Source organism: Leucobacter sp. UCD-THU, from assembly GCF_000349545.1.
In the GTDB taxonomy this organism is placed as follows: Bacteria; Actinomycetota; Actinomycetes; order Actinomycetales; family Microbacteriaceae; genus Leucobacter; species Leucobacter muris.
This window is the reverse complement of sequence record NZ_KB714603.1, coordinates 76,766-103,364: the sequence shown is the minus strand read 5'-3', so window position 1 is coordinate 103,364 and position 26,599 is coordinate 76,766. Positions and strand designations below refer to the sequence as shown.

General features: G+C 70.0%; 24 protein-coding genes, 1 tRNA gene and 1 pseudogene. 3 read left to right on the top strand and 23 right to left on the bottom strand.

The window, feature by feature from the left end; all coding sequences use genetic code 11:
* From H490_RS32125 to H490_RS26715, 9 genes and pseudogenes are all read right to left on the bottom strand, one after another.
* A pseudogene (locus H490_RS32125) lies at positions 1-1,101 on the bottom strand (hypothetical protein); the annotation flags it as partial.
* Positions 1,094-1,696, bottom strand: a complete 603-nt coding sequence (nadD, locus tag H490_RS26750; RefSeq protein WP_041205637.1) for a nicotinate-nucleotide adenylyltransferase — start codon at positions 1,694-1,696, stop codon at positions 1,094-1,096. The pseudogene H490_RS32125 and the gene nadD, both read right to left, overlap by 8 nt.
* Positions 1,697-1,710: 14 nt before the next feature.
* The gene (locus tag H490_RS26745; RefSeq protein ID WP_017884568.1) at positions 1,711-1,923 is read right to left on the bottom strand and encodes a hypothetical protein; all 213 of its coding nucleotides are present in this window, start codon (positions 1,921-1,923) and stop codon (positions 1,711-1,713) included.
* Positions 1,924-1,980: 57 nt separating this feature from the next.
* Positions 1,981-3,234, bottom strand: a complete 1,254-nt coding sequence (locus tag H490_RS26740; protein ID WP_017884567.1) for a glutamate-5-semialdehyde dehydrogenase — start codon at positions 3,232-3,234, stop codon at positions 1,981-1,983.
* A gap of 4 nt (positions 3,235-3,238) precedes the next feature.
* Positions 3,239-4,045: a glutamate 5-kinase gene (gene proB, locus H490_RS26735; protein ID WP_031290136.1), complete on the bottom strand. Its 807-nt coding sequence runs from the start codon at positions 4,043-4,045 to the stop codon at positions 3,239-3,241.
* Entirely contained in the window at positions 4,042-5,547 is a 1,506-nt protein-coding gene (gene obgE, locus H490_RS26730) for a GTPase ObgE (protein ID WP_017884565.1), read from the bottom strand. The genes proB and obgE overlap by 4 nt, the downstream gene beginning before the upstream one ends.
* Before the next feature lie 69 nt (positions 5,548-5,616).
* Complete coding sequence (gene rpmA / locus H490_RS26725; RefSeq protein WP_017884564.1) at positions 5,617-5,871, bottom strand: 50S ribosomal protein L27; 255 nt, start codon at positions 5,869-5,871, stop codon at positions 5,617-5,619.
* Positions 5,872-5,903: 32 nt separating this feature from the next.
* Entirely contained in the window at positions 5,904-6,212 is a 309-nt protein-coding gene (gene rplU / locus H490_RS26720) for a 50S ribosomal protein L21 (protein ID WP_024355746.1), read from the bottom strand.
* Positions 6,213-6,360: 148 nt separating this feature from the next.
* On the bottom strand, positions 6,361-8,910 hold the full coding sequence (locus H490_RS26715) for an Rne/Rng family ribonuclease (RefSeq protein ID WP_017884562.1): 2,550 nt from the start codon (positions 8,908-8,910) through the stop codon (positions 6,361-6,363).
* A 271-nt stretch (positions 8,911-9,181) separates the two neighbouring features.
* On the opposite strand from H490_RS26715, the gene H490_RS26710 reads away from it, so the two are divergent.
* Positions 9,182-9,793 (top strand): vitamin K epoxide reductase family protein, encoded by a 612-nt coding sequence (locus H490_RS26710; RefSeq protein ID WP_017884561.1) that lies wholly within the window; start codon positions 9,182-9,184, stop codon positions 9,791-9,793.
* 37 nt (positions 9,794-9,830) lie between these two features.
* Here H490_RS26710 and coaE read toward each other — a convergent pair whose 3' ends face one another.
* Positions 9,831-10,436: a dephospho-CoA kinase gene (gene coaE / locus H490_RS26705; protein WP_017884560.1), complete on the bottom strand. Its 606-nt coding sequence runs from the start codon at positions 10,434-10,436 to the stop codon at positions 9,831-9,833.
* Positions 10,437-10,486: 50 nt separating this feature from the next.
* On the opposite strand from coaE, the gene H490_RS26700 reads away from it, so the two are divergent.
* Positions 10,487-11,107: a DUF4126 domain-containing protein gene (locus H490_RS26700; protein ID WP_017884559.1), complete on the top strand. Its 621-nt coding sequence runs from the start codon at positions 10,487-10,489 to the stop codon at positions 11,105-11,107.
* A gap of 265 nt (positions 11,108-11,372) precedes the next feature.
* Here the strand turns inward: H490_RS26700 and rpsA are convergent, their stop codons facing one another.
* From rpsA to polA, 3 genes are all read right to left on the bottom strand, one after another.
* Positions 11,373-12,818: a 30S ribosomal protein S1 gene (gene rpsA, locus H490_RS26695; RefSeq protein WP_017884558.1), complete on the bottom strand. Its 1,446-nt coding sequence runs from the start codon at positions 12,816-12,818 to the stop codon at positions 11,373-11,375.
* A gap of 205 nt (positions 12,819-13,023) precedes the next feature.
* Positions 13,024-14,070 (bottom strand): helix-turn-helix domain-containing protein, encoded by a 1,047-nt coding sequence (locus H490_RS31180; protein WP_017884557.1) that lies wholly within the window; start codon positions 14,068-14,070, stop codon positions 13,024-13,026.
* A 129-nt stretch (positions 14,071-14,199) separates the two neighbouring features.
* The gene (gene polA, locus H490_RS26685; protein ID WP_017884556.1) at positions 14,200-16,818 is read right to left on the bottom strand and encodes a DNA polymerase I; all 2,619 of its coding nucleotides are present in this window, start codon (positions 16,816-16,818) and stop codon (positions 14,200-14,202) included.
* 71 nt (positions 16,819-16,889) lie between these two features.
* Between polA and H490_RS26680 the strand changes: the two genes are divergently transcribed.
* A complete protein-coding gene (locus H490_RS26680; RefSeq protein ID WP_017884555.1) occupies positions 16,890-17,348 on the top strand; it encodes a hotdog fold thioesterase in 459 nt (152 codons plus the stop codon).
* Positions 17,349-17,464: 116 nt separating this feature from the next.
* On the opposite strand, the gene H490_RS26675 is transcribed toward H490_RS26680, so the two are convergent.
* The 10 genes from H490_RS26675 to H490_RS26630 all read right to left on the bottom strand — a co-directional run bounded on the left by H490_RS26675 (position 17,465) and on the right by H490_RS26630 (position 26,591).
* A complete protein-coding gene (locus H490_RS26675; RefSeq protein WP_017884554.1) occupies positions 17,465-18,067 on the bottom strand; it encodes an ANTAR domain-containing response regulator in 603 nt (200 codons plus the stop codon).
* Between the two features lie 82 nt (positions 18,068-18,149).
* Positions 18,150-18,231: transfer RNA gene (locus H490_RS26670), tRNA-Leu, on the bottom strand.
* Positions 18,232-18,305: 74 nt separating this feature from the next.
* On the bottom strand, positions 18,306-19,781 hold the full coding sequence (gene pyk, locus H490_RS26665) for a pyruvate kinase (RefSeq protein ID WP_017884553.1): 1,476 nt from the start codon (positions 19,779-19,781) through the stop codon (positions 18,306-18,308).
* A 34-nt stretch (positions 19,782-19,815) separates the two neighbouring features.
* Positions 19,816-20,820 (bottom strand): prolipoprotein diacylglyceryl transferase, encoded by a 1,005-nt coding sequence (lgt, locus tag H490_RS26660; protein WP_017884552.1) that lies wholly within the window; start codon positions 20,818-20,820, stop codon positions 19,816-19,818.
* Between the two features lie 111 nt (positions 20,821-20,931).
* Positions 20,932-21,759 carry a tryptophan synthase subunit alpha gene (gene trpA / locus H490_RS26655; protein ID WP_017884551.1) on the bottom strand — a complete coding sequence of 276 codons (828 nt, stop codon included), beginning with the start codon at positions 21,757-21,759 and terminating at the stop codon, positions 20,932-20,934.
* Positions 21,756-22,994, bottom strand: a complete 1,239-nt coding sequence (gene trpB, locus H490_RS26650; RefSeq protein ID WP_017884550.1) for a tryptophan synthase subunit beta — start codon at positions 22,992-22,994, stop codon at positions 21,756-21,758. The genes trpA and trpB overlap by 4 nt, the downstream gene beginning before the upstream one ends.
* 97 nt (positions 22,995-23,091) lie before the next feature.
* Positions 23,092-23,862 carry an indole-3-glycerol phosphate synthase TrpC gene (trpC, locus tag H490_RS26645; RefSeq protein ID WP_017884549.1) on the bottom strand — a complete coding sequence of 257 codons (771 nt, stop codon included), beginning with the start codon at positions 23,860-23,862 and terminating at the stop codon, positions 23,092-23,094.
* A 1-nt stretch (position 23,863) separates the two neighbouring features.
* Positions 23,864-24,097 carry an HGxxPAAW family protein gene (locus tag H490_RS26640; RefSeq protein ID WP_031290134.1) on the bottom strand — a complete coding sequence of 78 codons (234 nt, stop codon included), beginning with the start codon at positions 24,095-24,097 and terminating at the stop codon, positions 23,864-23,866.
* 321 nt (positions 24,098-24,418) lie between these two features.
* A complete protein-coding gene (locus H490_RS26635; RefSeq protein WP_017884547.1) occupies positions 24,419-24,991 on the bottom strand; it encodes a Trp biosynthesis-associated membrane protein in 573 nt (190 codons plus the stop codon).
* Positions 24,981-26,591: an anthranilate synthase component I gene (locus tag H490_RS26630; RefSeq protein ID WP_017884546.1), complete on the bottom strand. Its 1,611-nt coding sequence runs from the start codon at positions 26,589-26,591 to the stop codon at positions 24,981-24,983. Before H490_RS26630 ends, H490_RS26635 begins: the two co-directional genes overlap by 11 nt.
* Between the last annotated feature and the right edge of the window lie 8 nt (positions 26,592-26,599).

Below are 26,599 nucleotides of genomic sequence, written 5' to 3'. Positions count from 1 at the left end.
CATACAAAACAAAAACGCCTTCGAAAAGATATTCGCCTCGACGGGCTCCTCCGGTACCGGGGCCTGAGCCTCCGCCGGCGGCGCACCATCGACGCCCGGCTCGGGATCGGCAGCGGCTGCCTCGGCCGGAGCCTCGTGCGTGAGCGACTCCTCCGCGGGCGCCTCGACCGGGGCCTCGTCTGCTGGAGTCTCTTCGGCGGCGGCCTTGCGCTGCCAGGGGAACCGGCGCTTGGGCTTCGGGGCCGGGGCGGACTCTGCCTCGGCTTCGTCTACGATCTCGGCCGGGGCCTCCGCCTCGGCGTGGGCGTCGTCCTCGTCCTCCGCATCGTCGGGGGTGCCCGCCTCGGCGTCCTGCAGCTCGGCCACAGTGAAGGGCTCGGTCGGCGGTGCGATCAGCGTGTCGAAGTCGAGCGCGCCGGTCTCTTCGGCGGGCGCCGGATCCTGGCCGAGCTGCTCGGAGACGATCTCGGCCTCGACGGTCTCGGGCACGTCGTCGTCGGCCGGGCCCTCGACTACGGGGGCGGCCTCGATCTCCTCGGCCGGGGACGACGTCGGCTCTGCCGGTGACGAGGTCGGCTCGGCGGAGGGCGCGGGGCGCACCGCGGGGATCGGGGCGGGCACCGGCTCGGCCGGGGTCTCCGCTGCCTCCGGAGCGCCGTCTTCGCGCCGCTCGCCGACCGGGGCGGGCTTCCTCTGCGCTGCGGGTTCGTCGATCGGAGCAGGCTCAGCGGGCGCGGTCGGCTGCGCCGGCTGCTCGGCGACGGAAGGACGGACGTCGTCGGCGTTGACGGCGGCCCCTTCGGCACCTGCCGGCTGCTCGGCGACCGCCGCGGCGCCGGGATCGCTCTCGCTCTGCGCACGCGCAGCGCGCTCCGCCAGGGCCTGCTCCCGCAGCTCGCGCATCTCGCGTCGACTGCGCGGCGTGCCGTCTTCACGGTAGGGCGAGATCTCGACCTCGCCCTCGGGCTGCGGAGCGCTCGCGGGCTTCGGCGCAGCCGTCGCTTCCGAGATCTCGGAGAGATCCAGCGCGCCGGTCTCCTCCATCTCCCGCAGCCGCCGCTCACGGCGGGTCAGCGGTCGCTGTTCGTCCTGCTCACTCATTCTCTGTCGCTTCCTCGGTGTATAAACCGTGCTTCGCGATGTATTGCACTACACCGTCTGGCACCAGGTACCACACCGGGTACCCCCTGGCCACCCGCGCCCGGCAATCCGTAGACGAGATCGCCAGCGCGGGGACTTCCAACAAGCTTACGTGCTCACCTGACAAACCAGAAAGCGAGAGCTCATGCCCGGGCCGCGACACGGCGATGAAGTGGGCGAGCTCCCACAGGCGGTCGATGTCCTTCCACCCGAGGATCTGCTCGACCGCATCGGCGCCCGAGATGAAGAAGAGCTCGTCATCGGGGTACTGGGCGCGCAGGTCGCGGAGCGTGTCGACCGTGTAGGTGGGGCCCGCACGGTCCACGTCGACGCGGCTGACCGTGAACCGAGGGTTCGACGCGGTGGCGATGACCGTCATCAAGTAGCGGTGCTCGCTGGGTGAGACGTGCTGCTTCTGCCAGGGTCGCCCCGTCGGAACGAAGATGACCTCGTCGAGGTCGAAGCTCTGGGCGACCTCGCTCGCCGCGACCAGGTGCCCGTGATGGATCGGATCGAAGGTGCCGCCCATCACTCCGATGCGGCGTCGTGCTGCCACGGAGTGCCGGCTCCTCAGTGGTGCTGAGCGGCGCCGTGCTCGCGCGCGTAGGCCTCAGCCTTCTCGGCGTGGCGGTTGGCGACGTCACGGAACGAGAAGGTCACCAGCGCGAGCGCGGTGAAGGCGACGAAGGCGATGACACCGAAGACGGGGGCCGGGAACGGCAGCTCGTTGACGATGTGGTGCCCCTCTTCGGCGGCGACGGCGATCGTGGCGACAAGTGACATTGAGACCCCTGCATTCATGACGGATAACGAAGTTGACACCCAGTGTATCGGGTTTGATCAGCGAATCTGACCGGCGCCCCGCACGAGCCACTTGGTGCTCGTGAGTTCGGGCAGCCCCATCGGCCCGCGCGCGTGCAGCTTCTGGGTCGAGATCCCCACCTCGGCGCCGAAGCCGAACTCGCCGCCGTCGGTGAACCTCGTGGAGGCGTTCACCATCACCACGGCCGAGTCGACCTCGGCGAGGAAGCGCTCGGCGTTCGCGTAGTCCTGGGTGACGATGGCCTCGGTGTGCCGCGTCGAGTAGCGCTCGATGTGGGCCAGCGCCTCGTCGAGCGACTCGACCACCTTGACGCCCATCTCGAGGGCGTGGTGCTCGGTGGCCCAGGTCTCGTCGTCGGCGGCGAGCACGCCGTCTGCGGCCGCGCGCGCCGCATCGTCGCCGCTCAGTTCGACGCCGGCGCCGATGAGCTCGTTCGCGAGCCGGGGCAGCAGCCGCTCGGCGGCGTCCCGATGCACGAGCAGCGTCTCGGCCGCGTTGCACACGCTCGGACGGTGCGTCTTCGCGTTCTTGACGACCGAGACCGCCATCTCCTCGTCGGCGCTCCCGTCGACGTAGACGTGCACGATGCCCGATCCCGTCTCGATGACGGGCACCGTCGACTCGTTGACGACGGTCGAGATGAGGCCGGCGCTGCCTCGCGGGATCAGCACGTCGATGTAGCCGCGGGCACGCATCAGACGGGCGGCGCCCTCGCGACCGAACTCGTCGATCGTCTGCACGGCCTCGCCGTCGAGACCGGCTCGGGTGACGGCGCGCTGGATCAGCGAGACGAGCACGCGGTTGGAGTGCTCGGCGGCGCTGCCGCCGCGCAGCACCGCGCCGTTGCCGCTCTTGAGCGCGAGGGCGGCGATGTCGACGGTCACGTTGGGGCGGGCCTCGTAGATGGCCCCGACCACACCGAACGGCACGCGCACCTGGCTGATCGCGATGCCGTTGCCGAGCGTGCTCCCCCGCACGACCTGCCCGACGGGATCTGGCAGCGCGATCACGTCGCGCACCGCCGCGGCCAGGCCGCGCAGGCGCTCCGCGTCGAGCCGCAGACGGTCGAGCAGGCCCTCGCCGATGCCGTTCTCGGCGCCGCGCTGCAGATCCTTCGCGTTCGCCTCGACCACCTCGTCGACGCCGTTCTCGAGTTCGACCGCGATCGCTTCGAGCGCGGCGTTCTTCTGCGTGGTGGTGACGGTCGCGAGCCGCTTGGAGGCGGTGCGGGCACGGTCGAGCTTGACGAGGAAGGGATCAGCCTGGGTCATGGCTCTAGCCTAGCGATTCGTCGGGGCTCCTGGCCTCGAAGGCGGTGCCGTGCGGCTCGCCATCGAGCACCGCCGAGAGCAGCTTCGTCTCGGTGAGCAGCACCGCGGTGCCGGCGTCGGCCGCGAGGCGCGCCGCCTGCACCTTCGTCGCCGCGCCGCCAGTGCCCCAGCCCGACTGCGCCTCGCCGATCTCGATGCCGTCCAGTGGGTCGCCGTAGGGCACGAACTCGATGCGCTCGGCCCCGGCCATCATCGGCGGGGCGGTGTAGAGCGCGTCGACGTCCGAGAGCAGCACGAGCCGGTCGGCGCCCATGAGCCGTGCGACGAGGGCCGCGAGCCGGTCGTTGTCGCCGAAGCGGATCTCGTGGGTGGCGACCGTGTCGTTCTCGTTGATGATCGGCAGGATGCCGAGCTGCAGCAGCCGCTCGATCGAGCGCCGCGCGTTGCCGCGGTGCGTCGGGTTCTCCATGTCGTGCGCGGTGAGCAGCACCTGGCCCGCGATGATCTCGTGGGCGCTGAGCGCGCGCTGATAGCGGTTCACGAGGATGTTCTGCCCCACCGCCGCCGCCGCCTGCTGGGTGGCGAGGTCATCGGGGCGCTCGTCGAGGCGCAGGAACGGCACCCCGGTCGCGATGGCGCCGCTGGAGACGAGGATCACCTGCGCTCCGGCCGCGTAGAGGCGCGCCAGGCAGGAGACGAGGTGCGGGATCTGGCCCGCGTTGTCGCCGCTGACCGACGACGACCCGACCTTCACCACCACGCGGCGAGCGTTCAGCAGGCTCTCCCCCGCGTTCGGCTGTCGCGAGCTCACGACTCGCTCTCCCACATGCCGGCCTCGCGCTCGCGCTCGAGCTCGGCGCGGGCCTCGGCCTTCGCGTCCATCAGGTCGTGGTACTCGGTGCGGCGCTCCTTGTTGGTGCGACGGCCGTTCTGGTCGACGCGCAGGTCGGTGCCGCGCGAGCCCATCTGCACCTCGGCGGCGCTCGTGATCGTCGGCTCCCAGTCGAAGACCACACCGGAGCCGGGTCCGATCACCACGGTGGAGCCGGCGGTCGCACCCGCCTTCACGAGCGCGTCCTCGATGCCGAGCTTCTGCAGGCGGTCGGCGAGATAGCCGACGGCCTCGTCGTTGGTGAAGTCGGTCTGCTCGACCCAGCGCTCGGGCTTCGCGCCGAGGATGCGGTAGATGGTGCCGTAGCTGCCGCCCTCGGGCACGACGCGGAAGCCGCCGTCGTCGACGGCCTTCGGCTGCAGCACGATGCGAGGCTGGTGGTCTGCTTCGGCGAGCTCGCGCTCCCTGGCCTGCTCGACGAGTTCGGCGAGCGCGAAGCTCAGTTCGCGCAGCCCTTCGTGCGAGACCGTGGAGATCTCGAACACGCGGTAGCCCTGGGCTTCGAGTTCGGGTCGCACGAAGTCGGCGAGCTCGCGCGCCTCGGGCACGTCGATCTTGTTGAGGGCCACGATCTGCGGGCGGTCGAGCAGCGGCACCTGCCCCTCGGGGACGGGGTACGCCGCGAGTTCGCCGCGGATCACCTCGAGGTCGGAGAGGGGGTCGCGACCCGGCTCGAGGGTGGCGCAGTCGAGCACGTGCAGCAGTGCGCTGCAGCGCTCGACGTGGCGCAGGAAGTCGAGGCCGAGACCCTTGCCCTCGCTGGCGCCCTCGATGAGGCCGGGGACGTCTGCGACCGTGTAGCGGTGGTCTGCGACCTGCACGACGCCCAGGTTGGGGTGCAGCGTGGTGAACGGGTAGTCGGCGATCTTCGGCTTCGCCGCGCTCATGGCGGCGATGAGGCTCGACTTGCCCGCCGAGGGGTATCCCACGAACGCCACGTCGGCGATGGTCTTGAGTTCGAGGGTGAGCGTGCCGCTCCAGCCTTCGGTGCCGAGCAGCGCGAAACCGGGAGCCTTGCGCTTCGCGCTCGCGAGCGCATGGTTGCCGAGCCCGCCGAGGCCGCCCTTCGCGGCGATGAAGCGGGTGCCGGGCTCGGTGAGGTCGATGAGGGTCTCCCCCGCCTCGTCCTTCACCACCGTGCCCACCGGCACCGACAGCACCAGCTCCGCGCCGTTCGTGCCCGCACGGTAGTCGCCCGCGCCGTAGCCGCCGTTCTCGGCGGTGCGATGGGGTCGGCGGTGGTAGTCGAGCAGGGTGGTGACCTGGGGGTCGGCGAGGATCACGACGTCTCCGCCGTGCCCGCCGGCGCCGCCGTCGGGCCCCGCCAGCGGCTTGAACTTCTCGCGCCGCACCGACACGCAGCCGTTGCCGCCGCGACCGGCCTGAAGGTGCACCTGCACCCGATCGACGAACGTCACCATGTTCGAAATTCCCTCGCTAGATACGGCAAAAGGCGAGCCGAAGCCCGCCTCGCCGTTGATTGCCTGAAACTAGGCAGCAGCCACGATGTTGACGACCTTGCGGCCGCCCTTCACACCGAACTCGACCTCACCGGCCGCCAGTGCGAACAGCGTGTCGTCGCCGCCGCGGCCGACGTTCGCACCGGGGTGGAACTTGGTGCCGCGCTGGCGCACGAGGATCTCGCCCGCGCCGACCTGCTGGCCGCCGAAGCGCTTCACGCCGAGGTACTGGGGGTTCGAGTCGCGACCGTTGCGGGTCGAGCTTGCGCCCTTCTTATGTGCCATGAGTCTCTACTCCTTCAGTGTTGCCGAGGCGGTTACTTGATGCCGGTGACCTTGATGCGGGTCAGATCCTGACGGTGACCCTGGCGGCTCTTGTAACCGGTCTTGTTCTTGTAGCGCTGGATGACGATCTTCGGACCGCGGAGGTCGTTGAGCACCTCGGCGGTCACCTTGACCTTGGCGAGAGCCGCGGCGTCGGTCGTCACCTTGTCGCCATCAACGAGGAGCACCGCGGGAAGCTGAAGCTTGCCCTTGGCGTCGCCCGCCACACGATTCACCGTGATGATCGAGCCGACCTCGACCTTCTCCTGACGGCCGCTTGTGCGCACTACTGCGTAAACCACTTGTCACCCTTTTCTTGAGGATCTTCTTCTCGTGTCGAAGCGCAGCCGTGCCGCCTTCGAAGTCTGAGGTGCCTTCACCCACGGGGTGACACCAACGCTCAATAATATCGTGAACTACCGGATGCGGTCAAATAGGCCGCTCCGCGTGTCACTCCTGCCCGGCGTCCTTGCGGCGCGCGGTGGCGTCGAGCGCCTCCGCGAGCGCCTGCTGAGCCGACTTCGCATCGTCGTCGCTCGTCGCGGTCGCCGGCCGTTCGGCGCCGCCCCGCAGCGGGGCGGTCGAGACGCGCCGGCTGCGTGCGCGGCCGGTGCCAGCACTCGGAGCCTCGGGCAGCGCGTCGAGCACCGAGTCGAGCAGCGTGCCGCTCACCGGCGCCTGGGGTTCCGGCGCGCGGCCGCGCGTCGCGGCGGGTTCGCGCGAGGGGCGCGAGGAGACCTTGCCGCTCACCTTCTCGTCGCGGGAGCTCGATCCGCCACGACTGTCGCGGGAGTCGCGCGGCTCGGGGCCGTGGCCCTCCGAGCGCTCCTCGGGCTTGGAGCCCTGGATGGTCGAGGCCGCCACCTGCGCGAGCATGTTCTTCGCGCCGTCGGTGATGGCGTGGGCCTGGCTCTTGCTGTCGTGCTGGTGCTGCTGCGACTGCGACTGCGATCCCTTGCCGCGCTTCGAGCCGCGCGAGGATCCCTCGCTGCGGTGCTTCGTCACGGGCTCGTGATGCACGATGACGCCGCGGCCGGCGCAGACCTCGCAGGGCTCGCTGAACGACTCGAGCAGGCCGAGGCCCAGCTTCTTGCGGGTCATCTGCACGAGGCCGAGGGAGGTGACCTCCGCGACCTGGTGCTTGGTGCGGTCGCGGCTGAGGCACTCGACCAAGCGGCGCAGCACGAGATCCCGGTTCGATTCGAGCACCATGTCGATGAAGTCGACCACGATGATGCCGCCGATGTCGCGCAGCCGCAGCTGCCGGACGATCTCCTCGGCGGCCTCGAGGTTGTTCTTGGTGACGGTCTCCTCGAGGTTGCCGCCCGATCCCACGAACTTGCCGGTGTTCACGTCGACCACGGTCATGGCCTCGGTGCGGTCGATCACGAGCGAACCGCCGGAGGGCAGCCAGACCTTGCGGTCGAGCGCCTTCGCGATCTGCTCGCTGACCCGGTACTCGTCGAAGATGTCGCGTTCGCCCTCGTAGCGCTCGACGCGCTGCAGCAGATCCGGGGCCACCTGCGAGAGGTAGCGCTCGATCGTCTCGTAGGTGTCGTCGCCCGCGATGCGCAGCCGGTGGAAGTCCTCGTTGAAGACGTCGCGCACGATCTTGATGAGCATGTCTGGCTCGGAGTGCAGCAGCACGGGGCCGCCGCCCTTCTCGACGCGCTTCTGGATGGACTCCCACTGGCGGGTGAGCCGCTGCACGTCGTGCGTGAGCTGATCCTCGCTGGCGCCCTCCGCGGCGGTGCGAACGATCACTCCGGCGCCGCTCGGCAGCACCTCCTTGAGGATCTTCTTGAGGCGCGCGCGCTCGGTGTCGGGAAGCTTGCGGGAGATGCCGTTCATCGCGCCGCCCGGCACGTAGACCAGGAAGCGTCCGGGCAGGGAGATCTGGCTCGTGAGGCGAGCGCCCTTGTGGCCGACCGGGTCCTTCGTGACCTGCACGAGCACCTGATCGCCGGGCTTGAGGGCGTTCTCGATGCGGCGGGCCGTGTTGCCTCCCTCGAACTCCGACCAGTCGACCTCGCCCGAGTAGAGCACCGCGTTGCGGCCGCGTCCGATGTCGACGAACGCCGCCTCCATGCTCGGCAGCACGTTCTGCACGCGGCCCAGGTAGACGTTGCCGATGAGCGACGATTCGCTCGAGCGCGCCACGTAGTGCTCGACGAGCACCTTGTCCTCGAGCACGCCGATCTGCACGCGGTCCGCGGTGGTGCGCACGATCATCTCGCGGTCCACCGCCTCGCGGCGCGCGAGGAACTCGGACTCGGTGATGACCATGCGCCGACGGCCGGCGTCGCGTCCGTCGCGGCGCCGCTGCTTCTTCGCCTCGAGCCGGGTGGATCCCTTCACCTTCTGCGGCTCGGTGATCACGGGGGCCTGGCGCTCGCGGCGGCGCGGTTCGTCGTCGGATCGGTCCGGATCCGATCCGCCGGAGCGGCGGCGCGTGCGGCGCGATCCCGAGCCGTTCTCGCGGTCCGCGGGCTCGTCGTCACGCTGGAACCGCTGATCGAGCAGCTCATCGAGCTGGCTGAGCTCGCCCTGGCGAGGCTCGACCTGGCCGTGAAAGGAGTCGCTCTGGCGCCAGTCGACGCGGCGGGGGCGCGGCTGCACCGGGGGCACGTCGGGGGCGAGGAAGATCAGCCTCGTGGTCGCGCGGAAGCGCTCCTCGGGCGTCATCTCGGCGAGCGGCAGCAGCAGCTTCGGCGCTTCGGGCTTCTTCGGCTGCTCGGGATCGCCCTCGGCGGGCGCAGCGACGGCGCCGTCGAAACCGTCGCCGCTCGACTCCGAAGCGTTCTGCTCCGGCGCAGGGGCGGCTTCAGCGGAGGCGGCCTCAGCCGAAGGCGCCTCACCCGATGCACCATCGGCCGTATCGGCGAGGGCGGGCTGCTCGGCCGCGGCAACCCCGTTGCCGCTCGGCGTCGTCTCTGCGGTCTGCGCGAGCTCGTCGCCCGCAGGCTCTTCGCGGTGGTCTTCTGTTGTGCTGTTCACCATTCCTGGTGTCTCCTCTACCCAGGGAGAATCTCGTTCTCGCCGGAAACCCTACTCGTGCGGTGTGATCCGCAAATCCTGTTCTCCGCGAATGCCGCGCACTCGCGCTCGGTCGGTCTTCGACCGGTGACCGCCTCTCGGCAGTCAAAAGACTGTGCGTGCGATACGCCTTCTCGGCATCTCGCACCGCACTCCATTATGTCACGGAGTCGGCTGAGCACGAGGTTCGCCGCGCGACCCGCGTCTTTCAGGCGCATCCGGATAAGATCGCCCCATGAGCCCCGAGCCCCGCGTCTCCCAGCGCCCACTCGCCTTCGCCGTCTTCTCGATCGTCGCCGGGGCGATCGGCTGGTTCGCGTCGTTCGAACTGCTCACCGAGTACATGAAGACGCTCGCGAACCCCGACTACGTGCCGAACTGCGCCGTGAGCGTGCTCGTCACCTGCGGCCCGAACATGGGCTCGTGGCAGGGGTCGCTGTTCGGCTTCAGCAACACCATCATCGGCGTCTCGGCCTTCATCGCGCCCATCGCGGTGGGCGTCGCCCTTCTGGCGGGCGCGCGCTTCTCGCCCTGGTTCTGGCGGGTGTACCAGCTGGGACTGCTCGGCGGCTTCGTCTTCATCTGCTGGCTGTTCTCGCAGAGCGTGTTCGTGCTCGGTACCCTCTGCCCCTGGTGCATGGTCGTCTGGACCGTGATGATCCCGCTGTGGTGGGTCACCGCGTTCCGCCCCTACGCCTCGGGCGACGTGCCCACGACCGCGGCTACGCGGAACGTTTTCACGCGGCTCTACTCGTGGACCTGGGTGATCGTGGTGTTCTGCTACGTGCTGCTCGCGTTCATCGCGCAGCTGCGGCTCGACTGGCTGGCCGAGTTCGCTCGCGCATAGCCGCCCCGAGACCGCGGTGCGTCGGGCGCGCAGGCGCTCATCCCGAGTGCAGATCGCTCCACAGCGCGTCGACCTGCGCGAGGGTTTCGGCCTCGCTGCCCGAGGTGTCGATGATGCGGTCGGCGACCGCCCGCCGATCCTCGTCACTGGCCTGGTGCGCGATGCGGGCGCGGGCGTCGGCCTCGCTCATGCCCCGCAGCTCAACCATGCGCGCGATGCGCTGAGCGGCGGGGGCGTCGGCGACGAGCACGAGATCCCAGTCGGAATCTCGTACCGCGCCCGTCTCGACGAGCAGCGGGATCTCGTACACGACCACGGCCTCGGGGTCATCGGCCTCGGCCGCTGCGATCCGCTCGTCGGCGATGCGACGCACCTCTGGGTGCACGATGCCGTTGAGCGCGGCGAGCGCCTCGGGATCGCCGAAGACGATGCCGCCCAGCGCCGCGCGGTTCAGCTCGCCCTGCGCTCCGAGCACCCCCTCGCCGAAGCGTTCGGCCACGCGCTCGAGCCCGGGCGATCCGGGCGCCACCGCCTCCCGGGCCAGCTGATCCGCGTCGATGCGCACCGCGCCCAGTTCGGCGAGGCGCCGGCCGATCGTCGACTTGCCCGAGGCGATGCCGCCCGTCAGCGCGATCAGTTTCATGGGGTTCACGATACCGGCAGCGGAGCGGCCCGCCCGGTTATGCTGGCGGCATGCTCGAACTCATCACCGGCATCACGCTCGCGGCGTCGGCGGGGCTGAACGCCTACATCCCACTGCTCGGGCTCGGGCTGCTCTCGCGGTTCACCGACATCGTGCAGCTGCCGTCGGGGTGGGCGTGGCTCGAGAACGGGTGGAGTCTCGGCGTCCTGGGCGTGCTGCTCGTCGTCGAGGTGCTGGTCGACAAGTTCCCCGTGCTCGACACGGCCAACGACGTGCTGCAGACCGTGGTGCGCCCGGCTTCGGGCGGCATGGTCTTCGCCGCTGGGTCGTCGAGCGAGACGGTCGCCGTCGCCGATCCCGCGGCCTTCGTCACCTCGGCCGAGTTCTGGCCGTTCGTGCTGGGCGTGCTCGTCGCGCTCGTACCGCACCTGCTGAAGGCGATCGCGCGACCGGTGCTCAATGCGCTGACCGGCGGGGCCGGCGCGGCGGTGTCGAGTTTCTTCGAGGACATCGGTGCGCTCGTGCTCACCCTACTCGCAGTCGTGGTGCCGGTGCTCGCGCTCGTACTGCTCATCGTGGTCGTCGTGGTGCTGGTTCGCAGACTGCGGCGCGCTCAGCTGCGGCGCCGGGAGCAGCGGGCGGCGGCAGGCGAGACATCGCCCCCGGTCTGAGCGGCGACTCCGCCCGATCGGTCCCCGGCGAGTGGGAGAGAACTGCGCTCCCCTGCCCGATCCCGAGCAGTTCTCGACTCTCCCGCAGCGCGGGGGCTGCTCGCGCAGCGCGGGGGCGCCCGAGCCCACCGACGAAGCGGCAAGCGCGGCGCGAGCGCTTCGCCCGAGCCGCGGTCCGGATCCCGATACGCCGAAGGCCCGGCCCCCGAACAGGGGCCGGGCCTTCGCGAACTCACCGCCGAGCTGAACGCTCGGCCGACGAATCTCAGTTGCCCTCGAGCTGAGCCTTCAGCGCGGCGAGAGCGGCGTCGTCGGCCAGTGCGCCGGCCGACGACGAATCGCTCGAGAAGCTCGACGAGGGGGCGTCGGCGGCGGGAGCCGCGGCGGCCTCGACGAGCGAAGCGGCGACCTGCTTCTTGTGAGCCTCCCAGCGCTCCTGGGCAGCAGCGTACTCCTGCTCCCACTTCTCGCGCTGCGACTCGAAGCCTTCCTTCCACTCCTGGGTCTCGGGATCGAAGCCCTCGGGGTACTTGTACTCGCCGTTCTCGTCGTACTCGGTGGTCATGCCGTACAGCGCCGGGTCGAACTCGGTGCCCTCGGGATCGACGCCCTCGTTGGCCTGCTTGAGGCTGAGCGAGATGCGGCGACGGTCGAGATCGATATCGATGATCTTGACGAAGACCTCCTGGCCCGCCTGCACGACCTGCTCGGCGAGCTCGACGTGCTGACCCGACAGCTCCGAGATGTGCACGAGGCCCTCGATGCCGTCCGCGACGCGCACGAACGCGCCGAAGGGCACAAGCTTGGTGACGACGCCCGGGGCGATCTGGCCGATCGCGTGCGTGCGGGCGAAGACCTGCCACGGGTCCTCCTGGGTGGCCTTCAGCGAGAGCGAGACGCGCTCGCGATCCAGCTCGACGGAGAGCACCTCGACGGTGACCTCCTGGCCGACCTCGACCACGTCGGAGGCGTGCTCGATGTGCTTCCAGGACAGCTCGGAGACGTGCACGAGGCCGTCCACGCCGCCCAGGTCGACGAACGCGCCGAAGTTGACGATCGACGAGATGACGCCCTTGCGCACCTGGCCGGGCTTGAGCTCCGCGAGGAACGAGGAGCGGGTCGCCGACTGCGTCTCCTCGAGGAGCGCGCGACGCGACAGCACCACGTTGTTGCGGTTCTTGTCGAGTTCGAGGATCTTGGCCTCGATCTCCTGACCCAGGTAGGGGGTCAGGTCGCGCACGCGGCGCAGCTCGATGAGCGAGGCGGGGAGGAAGCCGCGCAGCCCGATGTCGACGATCAGGCCGCCCTTGACGACCTCGATGACGGTGCCGGTGACAACGCCCTCGTTCTCCTTGATCTTCTCCACATCGCCCCAGGCGCGCTCGTACTGAGCACGCTTCTTGGACAGGATGAGGCGACCTTCCTTGTCCTCCTTCTGGAGCACGAGCGCCTCTACGGGATCGCCGACCTGAACGACCTCATCGGGGTTCACGTCGTGCTTGATGGACAGCTCGCGCGAGGGGATGACACCCTCGGTCTTGTAACCGACGTCGAGGAGCACCTCGTCGCGGTCGATCTTCACCACGGTGCCCTCGATGAGGTCGCCGTCGTTGAAGAACTTCAGGGTCGATTCGACCGCTGCAAGGAAGTCGTCGGCTGAGCCGATGTCGTTAACTGCGACCTGCTTGCTCTCGGTCGTTGCGTTCGTCATGAAATTGGTCTCCAGAATGGACATGGAATCAGGTGGTCGCACGGACGCGGTCGGATCGCTCAGATCCGCGAGTCGCTCCCACACGTGGACATGGTTGAGTCGCCACAGAAAAGTGACACTCGATCTTATCCCGAGGACACGCCCGGGATCAAGTGCAGAGCCGCCCGCGTTTCGCGGCCGTCGCGGCGGGCTCCCGCGCCGGGTCTCACACCGCCGCTGGAGCCTTGCGGGTCGGGCCCGAGGCCGCCCGGGCGAGTGCGGAGACCCCGAGCAGCAACGCGACCGCGAGCGCCGCAAGGAAGATGAGGAACTGGATGTTCGTCTCGATCGTCTCGGCGTTCCAGGACCCGAGATCGAGCGCCCACTCGTCGGGCTGCCCGAGCACAGCCGCGACCGCGCGATCCATCACCAGCGCGCAGCATCCGAGAAACGCCGTCACGAGGGCGGCCACCGCGAGCCCCGGCAGCGGCAGGTAGCGGATTGCGAGAGCCGAGACCCAGATCGGCGCCGCGCCGATCGCCGCGATCGGCAGTGCGGGCCACAACCACAGCTCGGCCCGCCCGATCGCGACGAACACGATCAGCAGGAAGAGCAGCAGCGCTGCGGTCTCGATGACGAGGACGAGCAGCGTGCGGTGCCGCCGCAGCCCGCCGGGCAGATGCAGCACCGTCAGCCAGATCGGTGTGAAGACGAACAGCAGCGCGAACACCACCGCCGAGACCGCGATGACGAGCCACGACCCGGTCGAGAACTGCAGCCACACCACGAGCAGCAGGGCCATGAGGCAGGCGGTCGAGCCCCCGAGCGCCAGCCAGCCGGGTCCGGGCACGGGCAGCAGCGGGAGTGTGGTCAGGCAGAACGCGATGCCGACGGCCGGCAGCACGACCCAGAACCAGCTGAGCGTGTGCTGCACCGAGAGGTTGACGATGAAGCAGGCGAGGATCGCGGCGGTCCACGAGAGCAGCGTCGTCCAGAGGATCGCGCTGCGCCACCCGCGGTAGCTGCGGGCATCGCGCTTGTCGGCGCGCCCCTCGCGATCCTCGCTCGCGCTGATCAGCTCCTGCCCGCTGACCCCGAGCTCGGCCGCGATCGCCTGCACCAGGGTGATGTCGGGATAGGAGAGGCCGCGCTCCCACTTGGACACGGCCGACTCCGTGACGTGCAGCCGCTCGGCGAGCTGACGCTGGGTGAGGCCGCCGGCGCGGCGCCGCTCCGTGACGAATCGCCCGAAGTCCTGTTTCGTGATTTCCATGGTCCCGATCCAATCAGCCGCTGCGGCCCGACCGCGCCGAAACGCGTGATTCTGCGACTCGACCGTTCGGCCAGTCGCGGAATCACGCGGAAGTCGGGGCCGAATCGACCCGCGGCGCCGGCGCGGCGCCTAGTGTGCGGCCGCGTTCCAGTTCGCTCCGCGCCCCACCTGCACCTCGAGCGGCACTGAGAGTTCGGCGGCGCCCGCCATCTCGGCGCGCACGATCTCCTCGAGGGCGTCCCACTCGCCCTCGGCGACCTCGAACATGAGCTCGTCGTGGATCTGCAGCAGCATGCGCGACCGCATGCCCGCGGCGAGCATGCGCTGCTCGACCTGGATCATGGCGCGCTTGATGATGTCGGCCGCCGAACCCTGGATCGGGGCGTTGAGTGCCGCGCGCTCGGCATTCTCGCGCAGGATGCGGTTGGGGCTCGCGAGATCGGGGAACGGCCGCCGCCGCCCGAAGATCGTCTCGGTGAAGGTGTCGCGCTTGGCCTGATCGACCACGGAGCGCAGGTAGTCGCGCACCCCGCCGAACCGCTCGAAATAGTCTTCCATGAGCTGGCGGGCCTCGGCGGCCGAGATGTTCAACTGCTTCGAGAGGCCGAATGCCGAGAGGCCGTAGGCGAGGCCGTACGACATGGCCTTCACCTTCGAGCGCATCTCGCTCGTCACCTCCTCGGGCGGCACCCCGAAGATGCGACCGCCCACGAAGCGGTGCAGATCCTCGCCCTGCCGGAAGGCCTCGATCAGCCCCTCGTCTCCCGAGAGGTGCGCCATGATGCGCATCTCGATCTGCGAGTAGTCGGCCGTCATCAGCGCCTCGTACTCGGGGGCGTAGATGAAGCCCTCGCGAATGCGGCGGCCCTCCTCCGAACGCACCGGAATGTTCTGCAGGTTGGGGTCGGTGGAGGCGAGGCGGCCCGTGCTCGAGCCCGTCTGCACGAACGTCGTGCGGATCCGCCCGTCGTCCTGCACCGCCTTGATGAGCGTCTCGACCATCTGCCGCAGCTTGTTCGCGTCGCGGTGCGCGAGCAGCGCATCGAGGAAGGGGTGCGGGTTCTTGACGCGCAGATCGGCGAGCGCTGCCGCGTCGGTCGTGTACCCGCTCTTCGTCTTGCGGGTCTTCGGCATGTCGAGTTGCTCGAAGAGCACCTCCTGCAGCTGTTTCGGAGACGAGAGGTTGACCTCGCGGCCGATCGCGTCGAAGGCCTGCTGCTGCAGATCGGCCACGCGCGTGGTCAGCTCGGCGTTGTGCGCCTCGAGCAGCGGCAGGTCGATCTGCACGCCCCGTTGCTCGAGCGCCGCGAGCACCGGCACGAGCGGCAGCTCGATGTCGTGGTAGATGTCGGCCGTGCGCGACTCGAAACGGGAGACGGCCGAGTCGTGCGCGCGGGCGATGTACCAGGCGAGCGCCGCGGAGTCGGCGACGGAGCCCTCGTCGGGAACGAGCTGGTTCGGGTCGCCCTCGGGCACCTGCTCGCCGAGGAAGCGGAACACGGCCTCGGAGATCGACTTGTCAGGAGTCTGGGGGCGCAGCAGCCACGAGGCGAGCAGCAGGTCGCCCTCGATGCCGCCGATCGCAGCGCCGGCGCGGGCCGCGACCGCGATCTGCTGCTTCGCATCGAAGAACACCTTGGGCGCGTCGGAGGCGAGCCACTGCTCGAAGAGCGAGTAGTCGCGACCGCCGGGCTGCCAGTGGAACAGCACCGACGAGTCGGGTGTGGCGACACCCACCTCGAACCCGGCGCCGCTCTGCTGCATGAGCACGGCGGGGCGCTCGACCTTCGCCAGCCAGTCGGCCAGCTCCTCGTCGATGAGGTTCTTCGCCTGCGGCTGCTCGGGCACGAGAGACACCGCGGTCGCTCCCCCGGCCGGCACCTCAGCGCCCGCGAGTTTACCGACCCGCTGCAGCAGCGTGCGGAACTCGAGCTTCGCGAACACCTGCTGCACGGCGGCCATGTCGATCTCACCGCGCTTCAGCTCGTCGAGCGTGATCTCGAGCTCGACGTCGCGCACGAGACGGTTCAGACGCCGGTTGCGCTCGGCGAGGTGGGCGTTCTCGCGCAGGCTCTCGCCGACCTTGCCCCCGATCTCGTCCTGTCTGCGCAGGATCTCCTCGAGCGAGCCGAACTGATTGATCCACTTCACCGCGGTCTTCTCGCCGACGCGCGGCACGCCGGGCAGATTGTCGCTCGTCTCGCCCACGAGGGCGGCGATCTCCGGGTACTGCTCTGGGCGCACCCCGTAGCGCTCCATCACCTTCTCGGCGTCGTAGCGGGTGAGCTCGCTGACGCCCTGCTTGGAGGGGTAGAGCAGCGTGATGCGGTCGTCGACGAGCTGGATCGTGTCTCGATCGCCGCTGACCACGAGCACCCGGTAGCCGGCGTCGGCGCCGCGGGTCGCGAGGGTCGCGAGGATGTCGTCGGCCTCGTAGTTCTCTTTCTCGAGGGTGCGGATGCCCATGGCGTGCAGCGCCTCCTGCAGCAGCGGCACCTGACCCTTGAACTCGGGCGGGGTCTCCCCCCGGGTGCCCTTGTACTCGGGGTACTCCTCGGTGCGGAACGAGTACCGCGAGATGTCGAAGGCGATGGCCAGCGCGTCGGGATTCTCGTTGCCGAGCAGGTTGATGAGCATCGAGATGAAGCCGTGGATGGCATTGGTGTGCTGCCCGGTCTGCGTCTGGAAGCTGTCGACGGGCAGGGCGTAGAACGCCCGGAAGGCCAGCGAGTGGCCGTCGATGATCATGAGAGTAGGCTGAGGCGTATTCGACACGCGTCCAGCCTACAAGCCGCCACCGACAAGGAACCAGCCGCGACATGACCGCTTCCTCCGCGCCCGAGACCGCCCAGCACTCCCCCGATCCGCGGGCGACGTCGCCGGGCCTGGACTACATCCGCGAGCGCGGCCTCGGCGCCCTCGCAGATCGCATGGGCATCGAGGTCGTCGAGTTCGAGCGCGACCGGGCCGTCGCCACGATGCCCGTCGAGGGCAACACGCAGCCGGTGATGCTGCTGCACGGCGGCGCCTACGTCGTGCTCGGCGAGACCCTCGGCTCGATGCACGCCAACTTCGTCGCACCAGAGGGCCACGTCGCAGTCGGCATCGACATCAACGCGACGCACACCGGATCCGCCACCTCGGGCGTCGTCACGGGTGTCTGCACGCCGATCAAGCTCGGCCGATCCATCACGGTGCACGAGATCGTGGTGAGCGACGACCAGGGTCGCCGCTGCTCGACCGTGCGCATCACGAACTTCTACAAGCGGGTCGGCTGAGGCCCGCGGCCGAGGCCCGGAGCCGAAGCTCCGGGGGCGAGACGCGCACCGAGCCCTCCACGGATCACAGAGAAGCGCCCCGGCCGTTCGGCCGGGGCGCTTCTCCGCATCGGATGTCAGTCCTTCTTCGGGCCGAGCTGATCGATGATCGTCTTCGCGACGTCCTGCATCGTGAGGCGGCGATCCATCGACGCCTTTTGGATCCAGCGGAAGGCCTCGGGCTCGCTGAGCCCCATCTTGTCGTTGAGGATCCCCTTCGCGCGGTCGACCAGCTTGCGGGTCTCGAAGCGCTCGGCGAGGTCGGCGACCTCGCTCTCGAGGGCGACGATCTGCTGGAAGCGCGAGAGCGCGATCTCGATCGCGGGGATCAGATCGGCCGGGGTGAACGGCTTCACCACGTAGGCGAGGGCGCCCGCCTCGGTGGCGCGCTCCACGAGCTCGCGCTGGCTGAAGGCGGTGAGCAGCACCACCGGTGCGATGTGCTCCTTGTTGATCTGCTCGGCCGCCGAGATGCCGTCGAGCTTGGGCATCTTCACGTCCATGACCACCAGATCGGGGCGCAGCTCCTCGACGAGGCGCACTGCCTCCTCGCCGTCACCGGCTTCGCCGACCACGTCGTAGCCGTTGTCGCGAAGCGTCTCGACGATGTCGAGGCGAATCAGGGACTCGTCTTCCGCAACGACGACGCGTCGCGCGGGTGCGGTGCTCTGTTCAGTCATGCTGAGTAGTTTACTCCTGCGTTCGGGGGAGATAGCGGGATACCTGGGTGCGGGAAGCCCGTCGTGCGACGGCGGGCGCCGGTGCCGGATGCGGGACTCGAACCCGCACACCTTTCGGCAGCGCATTTTGAGTGCGCCGTGTCTGCCAATTCCACCAATCCGGCGTGTGAGGACCCGACGAGCGCGCCTGCGGCGCGCTCCACGGGCCCTCCATGGGCCAGCAGCCTAGCCTACCGGATCACACCGGGATGCCGCCGCGACCGAGGGCGTGCTTGCGCGGCCCCGCCTCGGGCAGCTGGCCGGTGGCCTCGCCGATCCGGTGGATGCGCAGCGTGTTGGTGGTGCCGATCACCCCGGGGGGCGACCCGGCGATGATCACGACCTTGTCGCCGATATTCACGCGAGCGTGGTCGAGCAGCACCTCGTCGACCTGCGCGAACATCTCGTCGGTGCTGCCGACGCGGGGCACCTCGTAGCTGCGGGCGCCCCAGGTGAGCTCCATGCGCCGACGCGTGTCGGCTTCGGGGGTGAAGCCGATGATCGGGATCGGGCGGCGCAGCCGCGACATGCGCCGCACGGTGTCGCCCGACTCGGTGAACACGCAGATGTAGCGGGCGCCGACGAAGTCTGCGACATCCGAGGCTGCGAGCGTGAGGGCGCCGCCCTGCGTGCGGGGCGCCGTGCCGAGCGGCTCGATGCGGTCGAGGGCGTGGTCCTCGGTGGCGGTGATGATGCGCGCCATGGTCTCGACGGCCTGCACGGGGTATGCGCCCACGCTGGTCTCTCCCGACAGCATCACGGCGTCGGCTCCGTCGAGGATCGCGTTCGCGCAATCGGAGGCCTCGGCTCGGGTGGGGCGCGGGTTCTCGATCATCGACTCGAGCACCTGGGTCGCCACGATCACCGGCTTGGCGTTGCGGCGGGCCAGCGCGATCGCCTCGGTCTGCACGAGCGGCACCCGCTCGAGCGGCAGCTCCACCCCGAGGTCGCCTCGGGCGACCATGATGCCGTCGAACGCGTCGACGATCTCCTCGAGGTGGTCGACGGCCTGCGGCTTCTCGATCTTCGCGATGACGGGCAGGCGGATCCCCTCCTCGCCCATGATCTCGTGCACCCGGGTGATATCGGCGGCGTCGCGCACGAACGAGAGCGCGATGTAGTCGACGCCGAGCTGCAGCGCCCAGCGCAGATCCTGCTCGTCCTTGTCCGACAGCGCGGGAACGTTGACCGAGACGCCGGGCAGGTTGATGCCCTTGTTGTTCGACACCGCGCCCGGAATCTCGACCGTGGTGTACACCGTGTCCTCGGTGACGCGCTCGGCCCGCAGCGCGACCTTGCCGTCGTCGATGAGCAGCGGATCGCCGGGGTTCACGTCGCCCGGCAGCCCCTTGTGGGTGGTGCTGCAGATGGTGCGGTCGCCCATGATGTCGCGGGTGGTGATCGCGAACTCGTCGCCGACCTCGAGCTCGTAGGGGCCGCCCTCGAACTTGCCGAGGCGGATCTTCGGCCCCTGCAGGTCGGCGAGCACCGCGATCGGTCGGCCGACCTCGGTCTCGGCGCGGCGGATGTTGCGGTAGATGCCCTCGTGCACGTTGTAGGTGCCGTGGGACATGTTGAGCCGCGCGACGTTGACGCCGGCCCGGATCAGGTCGAGGGTGTGGTCGTAGCTGGAGACCGCGGGGCCCCAGGTTGCGACGATCTTGGCGTGGCGCATGTCGGCTCCTTGCTGCTTGGACGAGTGCGTCGGACTAGACGGTGCGGGCCGGCTCCGCCGAGCCGCCGCTCTGGCTCGGAGCCTCGGACGATGCCTCGGAGGGAGCGTCGACGGGCGCTGCGGGGGCGTCGCGGTGGGGCAGGACGTGGAAGAACTCGTCGGGGTTCGCGGTGTCGGCGAGCACCGAGTCGGCGGGGTTGCGGCGTCCCGGCAGGTAGACCGAGGCCTCGATGCCGACGTGGCGACGCCACTGCACCAGGAGGATGATCACGCCCAGCACGACCGCGAGGAAGGCGGCGAGCACGTTCGTGCGGATGCCGAGGAAGAGCAGGCTGGGATCGACGCGCAGCGACTCGGTGACCGTGCGGCCGATGCCGTACCAGACGAGGTAGAGGGCGAAGAACTTGCCCCAGCGCGGGCGCCACTTGCGCTCGATGGCCAGCAGCACGACGATGCCGAGCAGATTCCACACCGCCTCGTAGAGGAAGGTCGGGTGGAAGAGGGTGCCCTCGGGCAGACCGATCGGGAACGCGGGGTTGGTCGACTCGATCTCGAGGCCCCACGGCAGCGTGGTCGGGCCGCCGAAGAGCTCGTGGTTGAACCAGTTGCCGAGTCGGCCGACGGCCTGCGCGAGCAGCAGGCCGGGCACGAGCGCGTCGGCGAAGGACCAGAAGCGGATGCCCGTGATGCGCGAGGCGATCAGCACGCCGATAGCGCCGCCGAGCAGTGCCCCGAAGATCGCGATGCCGCCCTGCCAGAAGGCGAAGACGTCGAGCGGGTTCTTGCCGGGGCCGAAGTAGTCGCCCCAGTGGGTGACCACGTGATAGAGGCGCGCGCCCACGATGCCGAGCACGAGCGCCCACACGAGGAAGTCGAAGACCGCGCCGCTCTCACCGCCGCGGCGGCTGAGGCGGCGACCCGTCCAGATCGCGGCGAAGATGATGCCGACGATGATGCACAGCGCGTAGATGTAGATGCGCAGCGGCCCGATCTGGAAGAACTGCATCTCGGGGCTCGGGATACTGAACGGGAGAATCATCCACTCCTCTTTCGCCTCCGGCGCTGGCCGGTGATCGCTCGCGGCGCTCTGCCGCTGAATCTGTCATGGGGAAGCCGCGCGGAGGGGATCCTCGCGGCGAACGTGTCAATCCTACAGCGCGGCGCCTGCGGCGACCGCGCCATCGGGGCGCAGCGTGCCGGCGGCGATCTCGCGCACCACCTCGGCGAGCCGTTCGACTCCGCCGTCGCGCAGCGCGCGCACGAAGGCGGTGCCGACGATGGCGCCGTCGGCGTACTCGAGAGCCGAGGCCACCTGATCGGCCGTCGAGAGGCCGATGCCGACACAGGCGAGGTCGACGCCCTGATCGCGCAGTCGCGCGGTGAGGGCGCGCGCCGCGGCGTCGAGCTGCGCGCGCTCGCCGGTGATGCCCATGGTCGACACCGTATAGACGAAACCGCGCGAGGCGTCGGCGACGAGGCCCAGGCGCTCGTCGCTCGAGCTGGGCGCCGCGAGGAAGACGCGGTCGAGGCCGAGGCGCTCGCTCGTCTCGATCCAGTCCGAGGCCGCCTCGGGGGTGATGTCCGGCGTGATGAGGCCGGCGCCGCCGGCCTCGGCGAGCCCCGTCGCGAAGCGCTCGATCCCGTACTGCAGCACCGGGTTCCAGTAGGTCATCACGAGCACGGGCACGTCGACGGACTCGCGCACGCGGCGCACCGCCTCGAAGACGTGCGCGACGCGGAAGCCCCGGGCCAGCGCGGTCTGCGTGGCCTCCTGGATGACGGCTCCGTCCATGACCGGGTCGGAGTAGGGCAGGCCGAGCTCGAGCACGTCGACGCCGTTGCGGGCCATCGCGATCGCCGCGTCGACGCTCGTGTCGAGATCGGGGAAGCCGACGGGCAGGTAGCCCACGAGCGCGCCGCGGCGCTCCCGCTTCGCCGCCCGGATCGCGGATGCCACCGATGACTCGTGCGCGCTCATCCCTCGAGCTCCGTTCCGCCGTCGAGCAGACCGAAGTACCGGCCCGCGGTCGCCATGTCCTTGTCGCCGCGGCCCGAGAGGCTCACGGCGATGATCGCGTCGGGGCCGAGTTCGCGGCCGATGCGGATCGCGCCCGCGAGCGCGTGCGCCGACTCGATGGCGGGGATGATCCCCTCGGTGCGGCTGAGCAGCCGCAGAGCCTGCATCGCCTCGTCGTCGGTGGCGGGGATGTACTCCACGCGGCCGATGTCGGCGAGCCACGCGTGCTCGGGGCCGACGCCCGGGTAGTCGAGGCCGGCCGAGATCGAGTGCGACTCGATCGTCTGGCCGTCCTCGTCCTGCAGCACGTAGGTCTTCGCCCCGTGCAGCACGCCGGGGCGGCCGCGCTCGATCGAGGCGGCCTGCTGCGCGGTGTCGACGCCCTCGCCGGCGGCCTCGACGCCGTAGATCTTCACGCCCTCGTCGTCGAGGAACGCGTCGAACATGCCGATCGCGTTCGACCCGCCGCCCACGCAGGCGACGACCGCGTCGGGCAGTCGGCCGGTGCGCTCGAGCAGCTGCGCTCGGGCCTCCTCGGAGATGATCTTCTGGAAGTCTCGCACCATCGCCGGGAACGGATGCGGGCCGGCGGCCGTGCCGAAGATGTAGTTGGTGCGATCGACGCTCGCCACCCAGTCGCGGTAGGCCTCGTTGATCGCGTCCTTGAGCGTGCGCGAGCCTGCCTTCACCGGCACCACCTCGGCGCCGAGCAGCTGCATGCGGGCGACGTTGAGCGCCTGGCGCTCGGTGTCGACCTCGCCCATGTAGATGGTGCACTCGAGCCCGAAGAGCGCGGCCGCGGTCGCCGTGGCGACGCCGTGCTGGCCGGCGCCGGTCTCGGCGATCACTCGGGTCTTGCCGAGGCGTTTGGTGAGCAGGGCCTGTCCGAGCACGTTGTTGATCTTGTGCGAGCCGGTGTGGTTGAGGTCTTCGCGTTTGAGGAAGACGCGCGCGCCGCCTGCGTGCTCCGCGAAGCGGGGCACCTCGGTGATCGGCGAGGGGCGGCCGGCGTACGAGGCGAGCAGCTCGAGCAGCTCGGCTTGGAACGAGGGGTCGTTCTTGGCCGCCTCGTAGGCCTCGGTGAGCTCGTCGATCGCGGCGATGAGCGACTCGGGCATGTATCGCCCGCCGTAGTCGCCGAAGAAGGGTCCGTGCTGGTCGCGGAGACTGGTAATCCCGCCCGCTTGCTCTGTCATGTCGGCCTATCGGTTCGGATGCTCGGAGTGCCGAGCCTGGGATCGGATGGGGAGGTCGCGCGGGTGGTGCAGCCCTCGGGTTCCTCGTCGCCGCAGCTCAGACGCTCAGGTACGCCTGCAGCGTGGCGACAGGATCGCCGGTGACGAGCGCCTCGCCCACGAGCACGGCGTCGGCGCCGGCCTCGCGGTAGCGCTCCACGTCGGCGACGTCGAGCACCGCCGACTCCGCCACGCGCACGACGCCGGCCGGGATCTGGTCGGCGACGCGGCCGAAGAGGTCGCGGTCGAGCTCGAAGGTTCGCAGGTCACGGGCGTTGACGCCGATCAGCTGGGAGCCGAGGTCGACGGCGCGCGCGACCTCGTCGTCGGAGTGCGCTTCGACGAGCGGGGTCATGCCCAGTTCGCGGATCATCTCGTGCAGGCTTTCGAGGCGGTGCTGCGGCAGGGCCGCGACGATGAGCAGCACGAGATCAGCGCCCGCGGCGCGGGCTTCGAGCACCTGGTATTCGTCGCCGATGAAGTCCTTGCGCAGCACCGGGATGCTCACGGCCTTGCGCACGGCTTCGAGGTCGGCGAGCGACCCCTTGAACTTGCGCTCCTCGGTCAGCACGCTGACCGCGCTGGCGCCGCCGGCCTCGTACTGCGCGGCGAGGGCCTGGGGCTCGGGGATCTCGGCGAGGTGCCCTCGGGAGGGGCTGGCGCGCTTCACCTCGGCGATCACCTTCATATGATCGGCCGGGGCGAGCGCCTCCAGAGCGTCGAGAGCCGCGGAGCGTTCGAGCGCTGCGGCCTCGAGCTGAGCGTACGAACGGAGCTCTCTGCGGGCATTCGCGTCTTCGAGCGCGCCCGCGAGCAGGTTCTCGAGCACGTCAGTCGTGGGACTTGGGGCTGAAACGCGGGCCGTTCACGCCGAAGCCGGCCTTGGAGAGGATCCAGCCGAGGATCCAGCCGACCACGACCACACCGGCGCACACCCACACCATGGTCGCGTTGTGCAGGAAGAAGAAGACGGTGCCGGCTGCGATGCCGAGCAGCATCACCACGACCGCCGTCCATGCGGCGGGCGAGTCACCGTGACCAGGGTCTCCGTGCTGGGTACTCATGAATCTCCTCTGAACAGACTTGAACGTTTCCAGCCTACCGGAAATCTTCGCGGGGGTTGTCGTGCCCTCGCCCGTTCGTGTCGCACCGTGCGAGGGTGCGGGAGCGGCGCATCGATCCGACGAAGTCGGGTCACCGCCCGGCCGGCCGCTCAAGGAAACGCGCCGCGTTTCGCGGCCACGCCGCCGCGAGCGCCCCCGCGAGCGGTCCAGGATGACTCACTCCGACGAAGTCGGGTCACCGCCCGGCCGACCGCTCAAGGAAACGCGCAGCGTTTCGCGGCCACGCCGCCGCGAGCGCCCCCGCGAGCGGTCCAGGATGACTCACTCCGACGAAGTCGGGTCACCGCCTTCGGACAGCGCGTCCCAGTCGGAGATGCGGTCGGGCGCGCCCGCGGCGGGGGCCTGTTTCGCGGAGTCGTATTTGCGGCCGGCCGCGCCCCAGCGGCCGCCGGTGACGATGACCGCGATGCCGAGCACGGCGGCGATGAGCCCTGCGGCCGCGCACGCCCATGCCCAGCCGGACAGGCTGCTCCAGATCACTGCGGAGCCCCCGTCGCCGCCCGTGATGCCGGTGAGTTCGGTGACGCGCCCCGAGATCGCACCGGCCGGGGACAGCAGCGCGGTCGAGGTGAGGGCGACGAGCCCGGCCCCGAGCAGGGCTACGAGGCCGCCGAGCACGCGGCGGAAGATCGGCCCGGCGATCGTGAGCGCGAGTGCGGCGGCGACGATCGCGATCGATACGGGCGACAGCGCCGCGTTGACGTCGTGGCCGGTGACGGTTTCGACCGAGTGCGTGCCGTCGAGCATGAAGGAGATCCAGGTCTGCGATCCCGCGAGCAGCGCGAGGCCGCCCGCGAGTGCGATCCCGGCGAGGGAGAGGGGCTTAGCTCGCATCGGCGCCGCCGTTCGCGGTCTCGAGGTCGCGCAGCGTGTTGGCGATCGCGATCGCCCGGAGGGGCGCTGCGGCCTTGCTGCTGCACTCCGCGTCCTCGGTCTCGGGCACGGAGTCGGCGACGATGCCTGCGCCGGCCTGCACCGTCGCGACGCCGCCCTTGATGGTCGCGGTGCGGATGGCGATGGCGAGATCCGCCGCTCCCCCGAGGCCGAAGTAGCCGACCACGCCGCCGTAGACGCCGCGCTGCACGGGTTCGAGTTCGTCGATGATCTCGAGTGCGCGCGGCTTGGGCGCTCCGCTGAGGGTTCCCGCCGGGAAGGTGGCCCGGAACACGTCGACGGGGTTCTGGCCCTCGCGGGTGCGGCCCTCGACGGTGGAGACGATGTGCATGATGTGACTGAAGCGCTCGATGCGCATGAACTCGGTCACCTCGACGCTTGCGGGCTCGCACACGCGCAGCAGGTCGTTGCGGGCGAGGTCGACGAGCATGAGGTGCTCGGCCCGCTCCTTCTCGTCGGCGAGCAGGTCGCGCTCGTGCTGCTGGTCGGCGTCGACGGTGGCTCCGCGGGGCCTCGATCCGGCGATGGGGTGCGTCATCACGTGCCCGCTCTCCTGCACGGTGACGAGCGCCTCGGGGCTCGATCCGACGACGGCGAACGGCTCGCCCTCGCGGTCGGTGAGCTGCAGCAGGTAGAGGTAGGGGCTCGGGTTGAGGTGGCGCAGCACCCGGTAGACATCGAGGGGGTCGGCGTCGCAGCGCTGGTCGAAGCGCTGCGAGGGCACGACCTGGAAGATGTCTCCGTCGACGATGTAGCGCTTCGCGCGTTCGACGGCCGCCATGAACTCGGCGCTGGTCGAGAGCCGCGTCGGGTCGGGCAGCGCCTCGTGGTCGAGCACGCCGAGGGGCGACGGCGAGGGGGCTGCGAGCGAGCGCTGCAGTTCGTCGAGCCGGGTCTGGGCGTCGTCCCACTGCTCGTCGGCGGTAGCGTGCGGCGCGTCGCCGAGGGCCTCGTCGTTGAGCACGTTCGCGAGCAGCACCACGCTGCCCTCGCGGTGGTCGATGACGACGAGCTCGGAGACGAAGCTGAGGCCCTGGGTGGGCAGGCCGGGGCCCTCGCTCGGGCCGTGCTCGAGGCGCTCGAACTGGCGCACCGTCTCCCAGCCGAGATATCCGACGAAGCCGCTCGCGAGCGGCGGCAGCCCCGGCACCTGCGGGGCTCGCCAGCGCTCGTAGACGGCGCGCAGGGCCTCGACGGGCGCGAGGCCGCTCACACCGCCGGGCAGCAGGCGCTGCTCGTCGATGGCGCGGGCGCCCCGGTCGGCGCGGTCGCCGCCCGCTTCGGCGGTGGCGGCCCAGTGGGCGCGCCCGTCGCGCTCCCCCAGCACGCCGAAGCTGCCCGCCCCCACGAAGCTGAACCGGGTCCACACGCCGCCCTGCTCCGCCGACTCCAGCAGGAACGTGCCGGGGCGAGAGGCCGCGACCTTGCGGTAGATGCTGACGGGGGTGTCGGCATCCGCGAAGACCTCACGGCAGACGGGGATCACGGCGTGGGAGGCGCGCGCAGCGTCGAAGGCGGCGCGCGTGGTCGTCAGTGTCACCGCTCCAG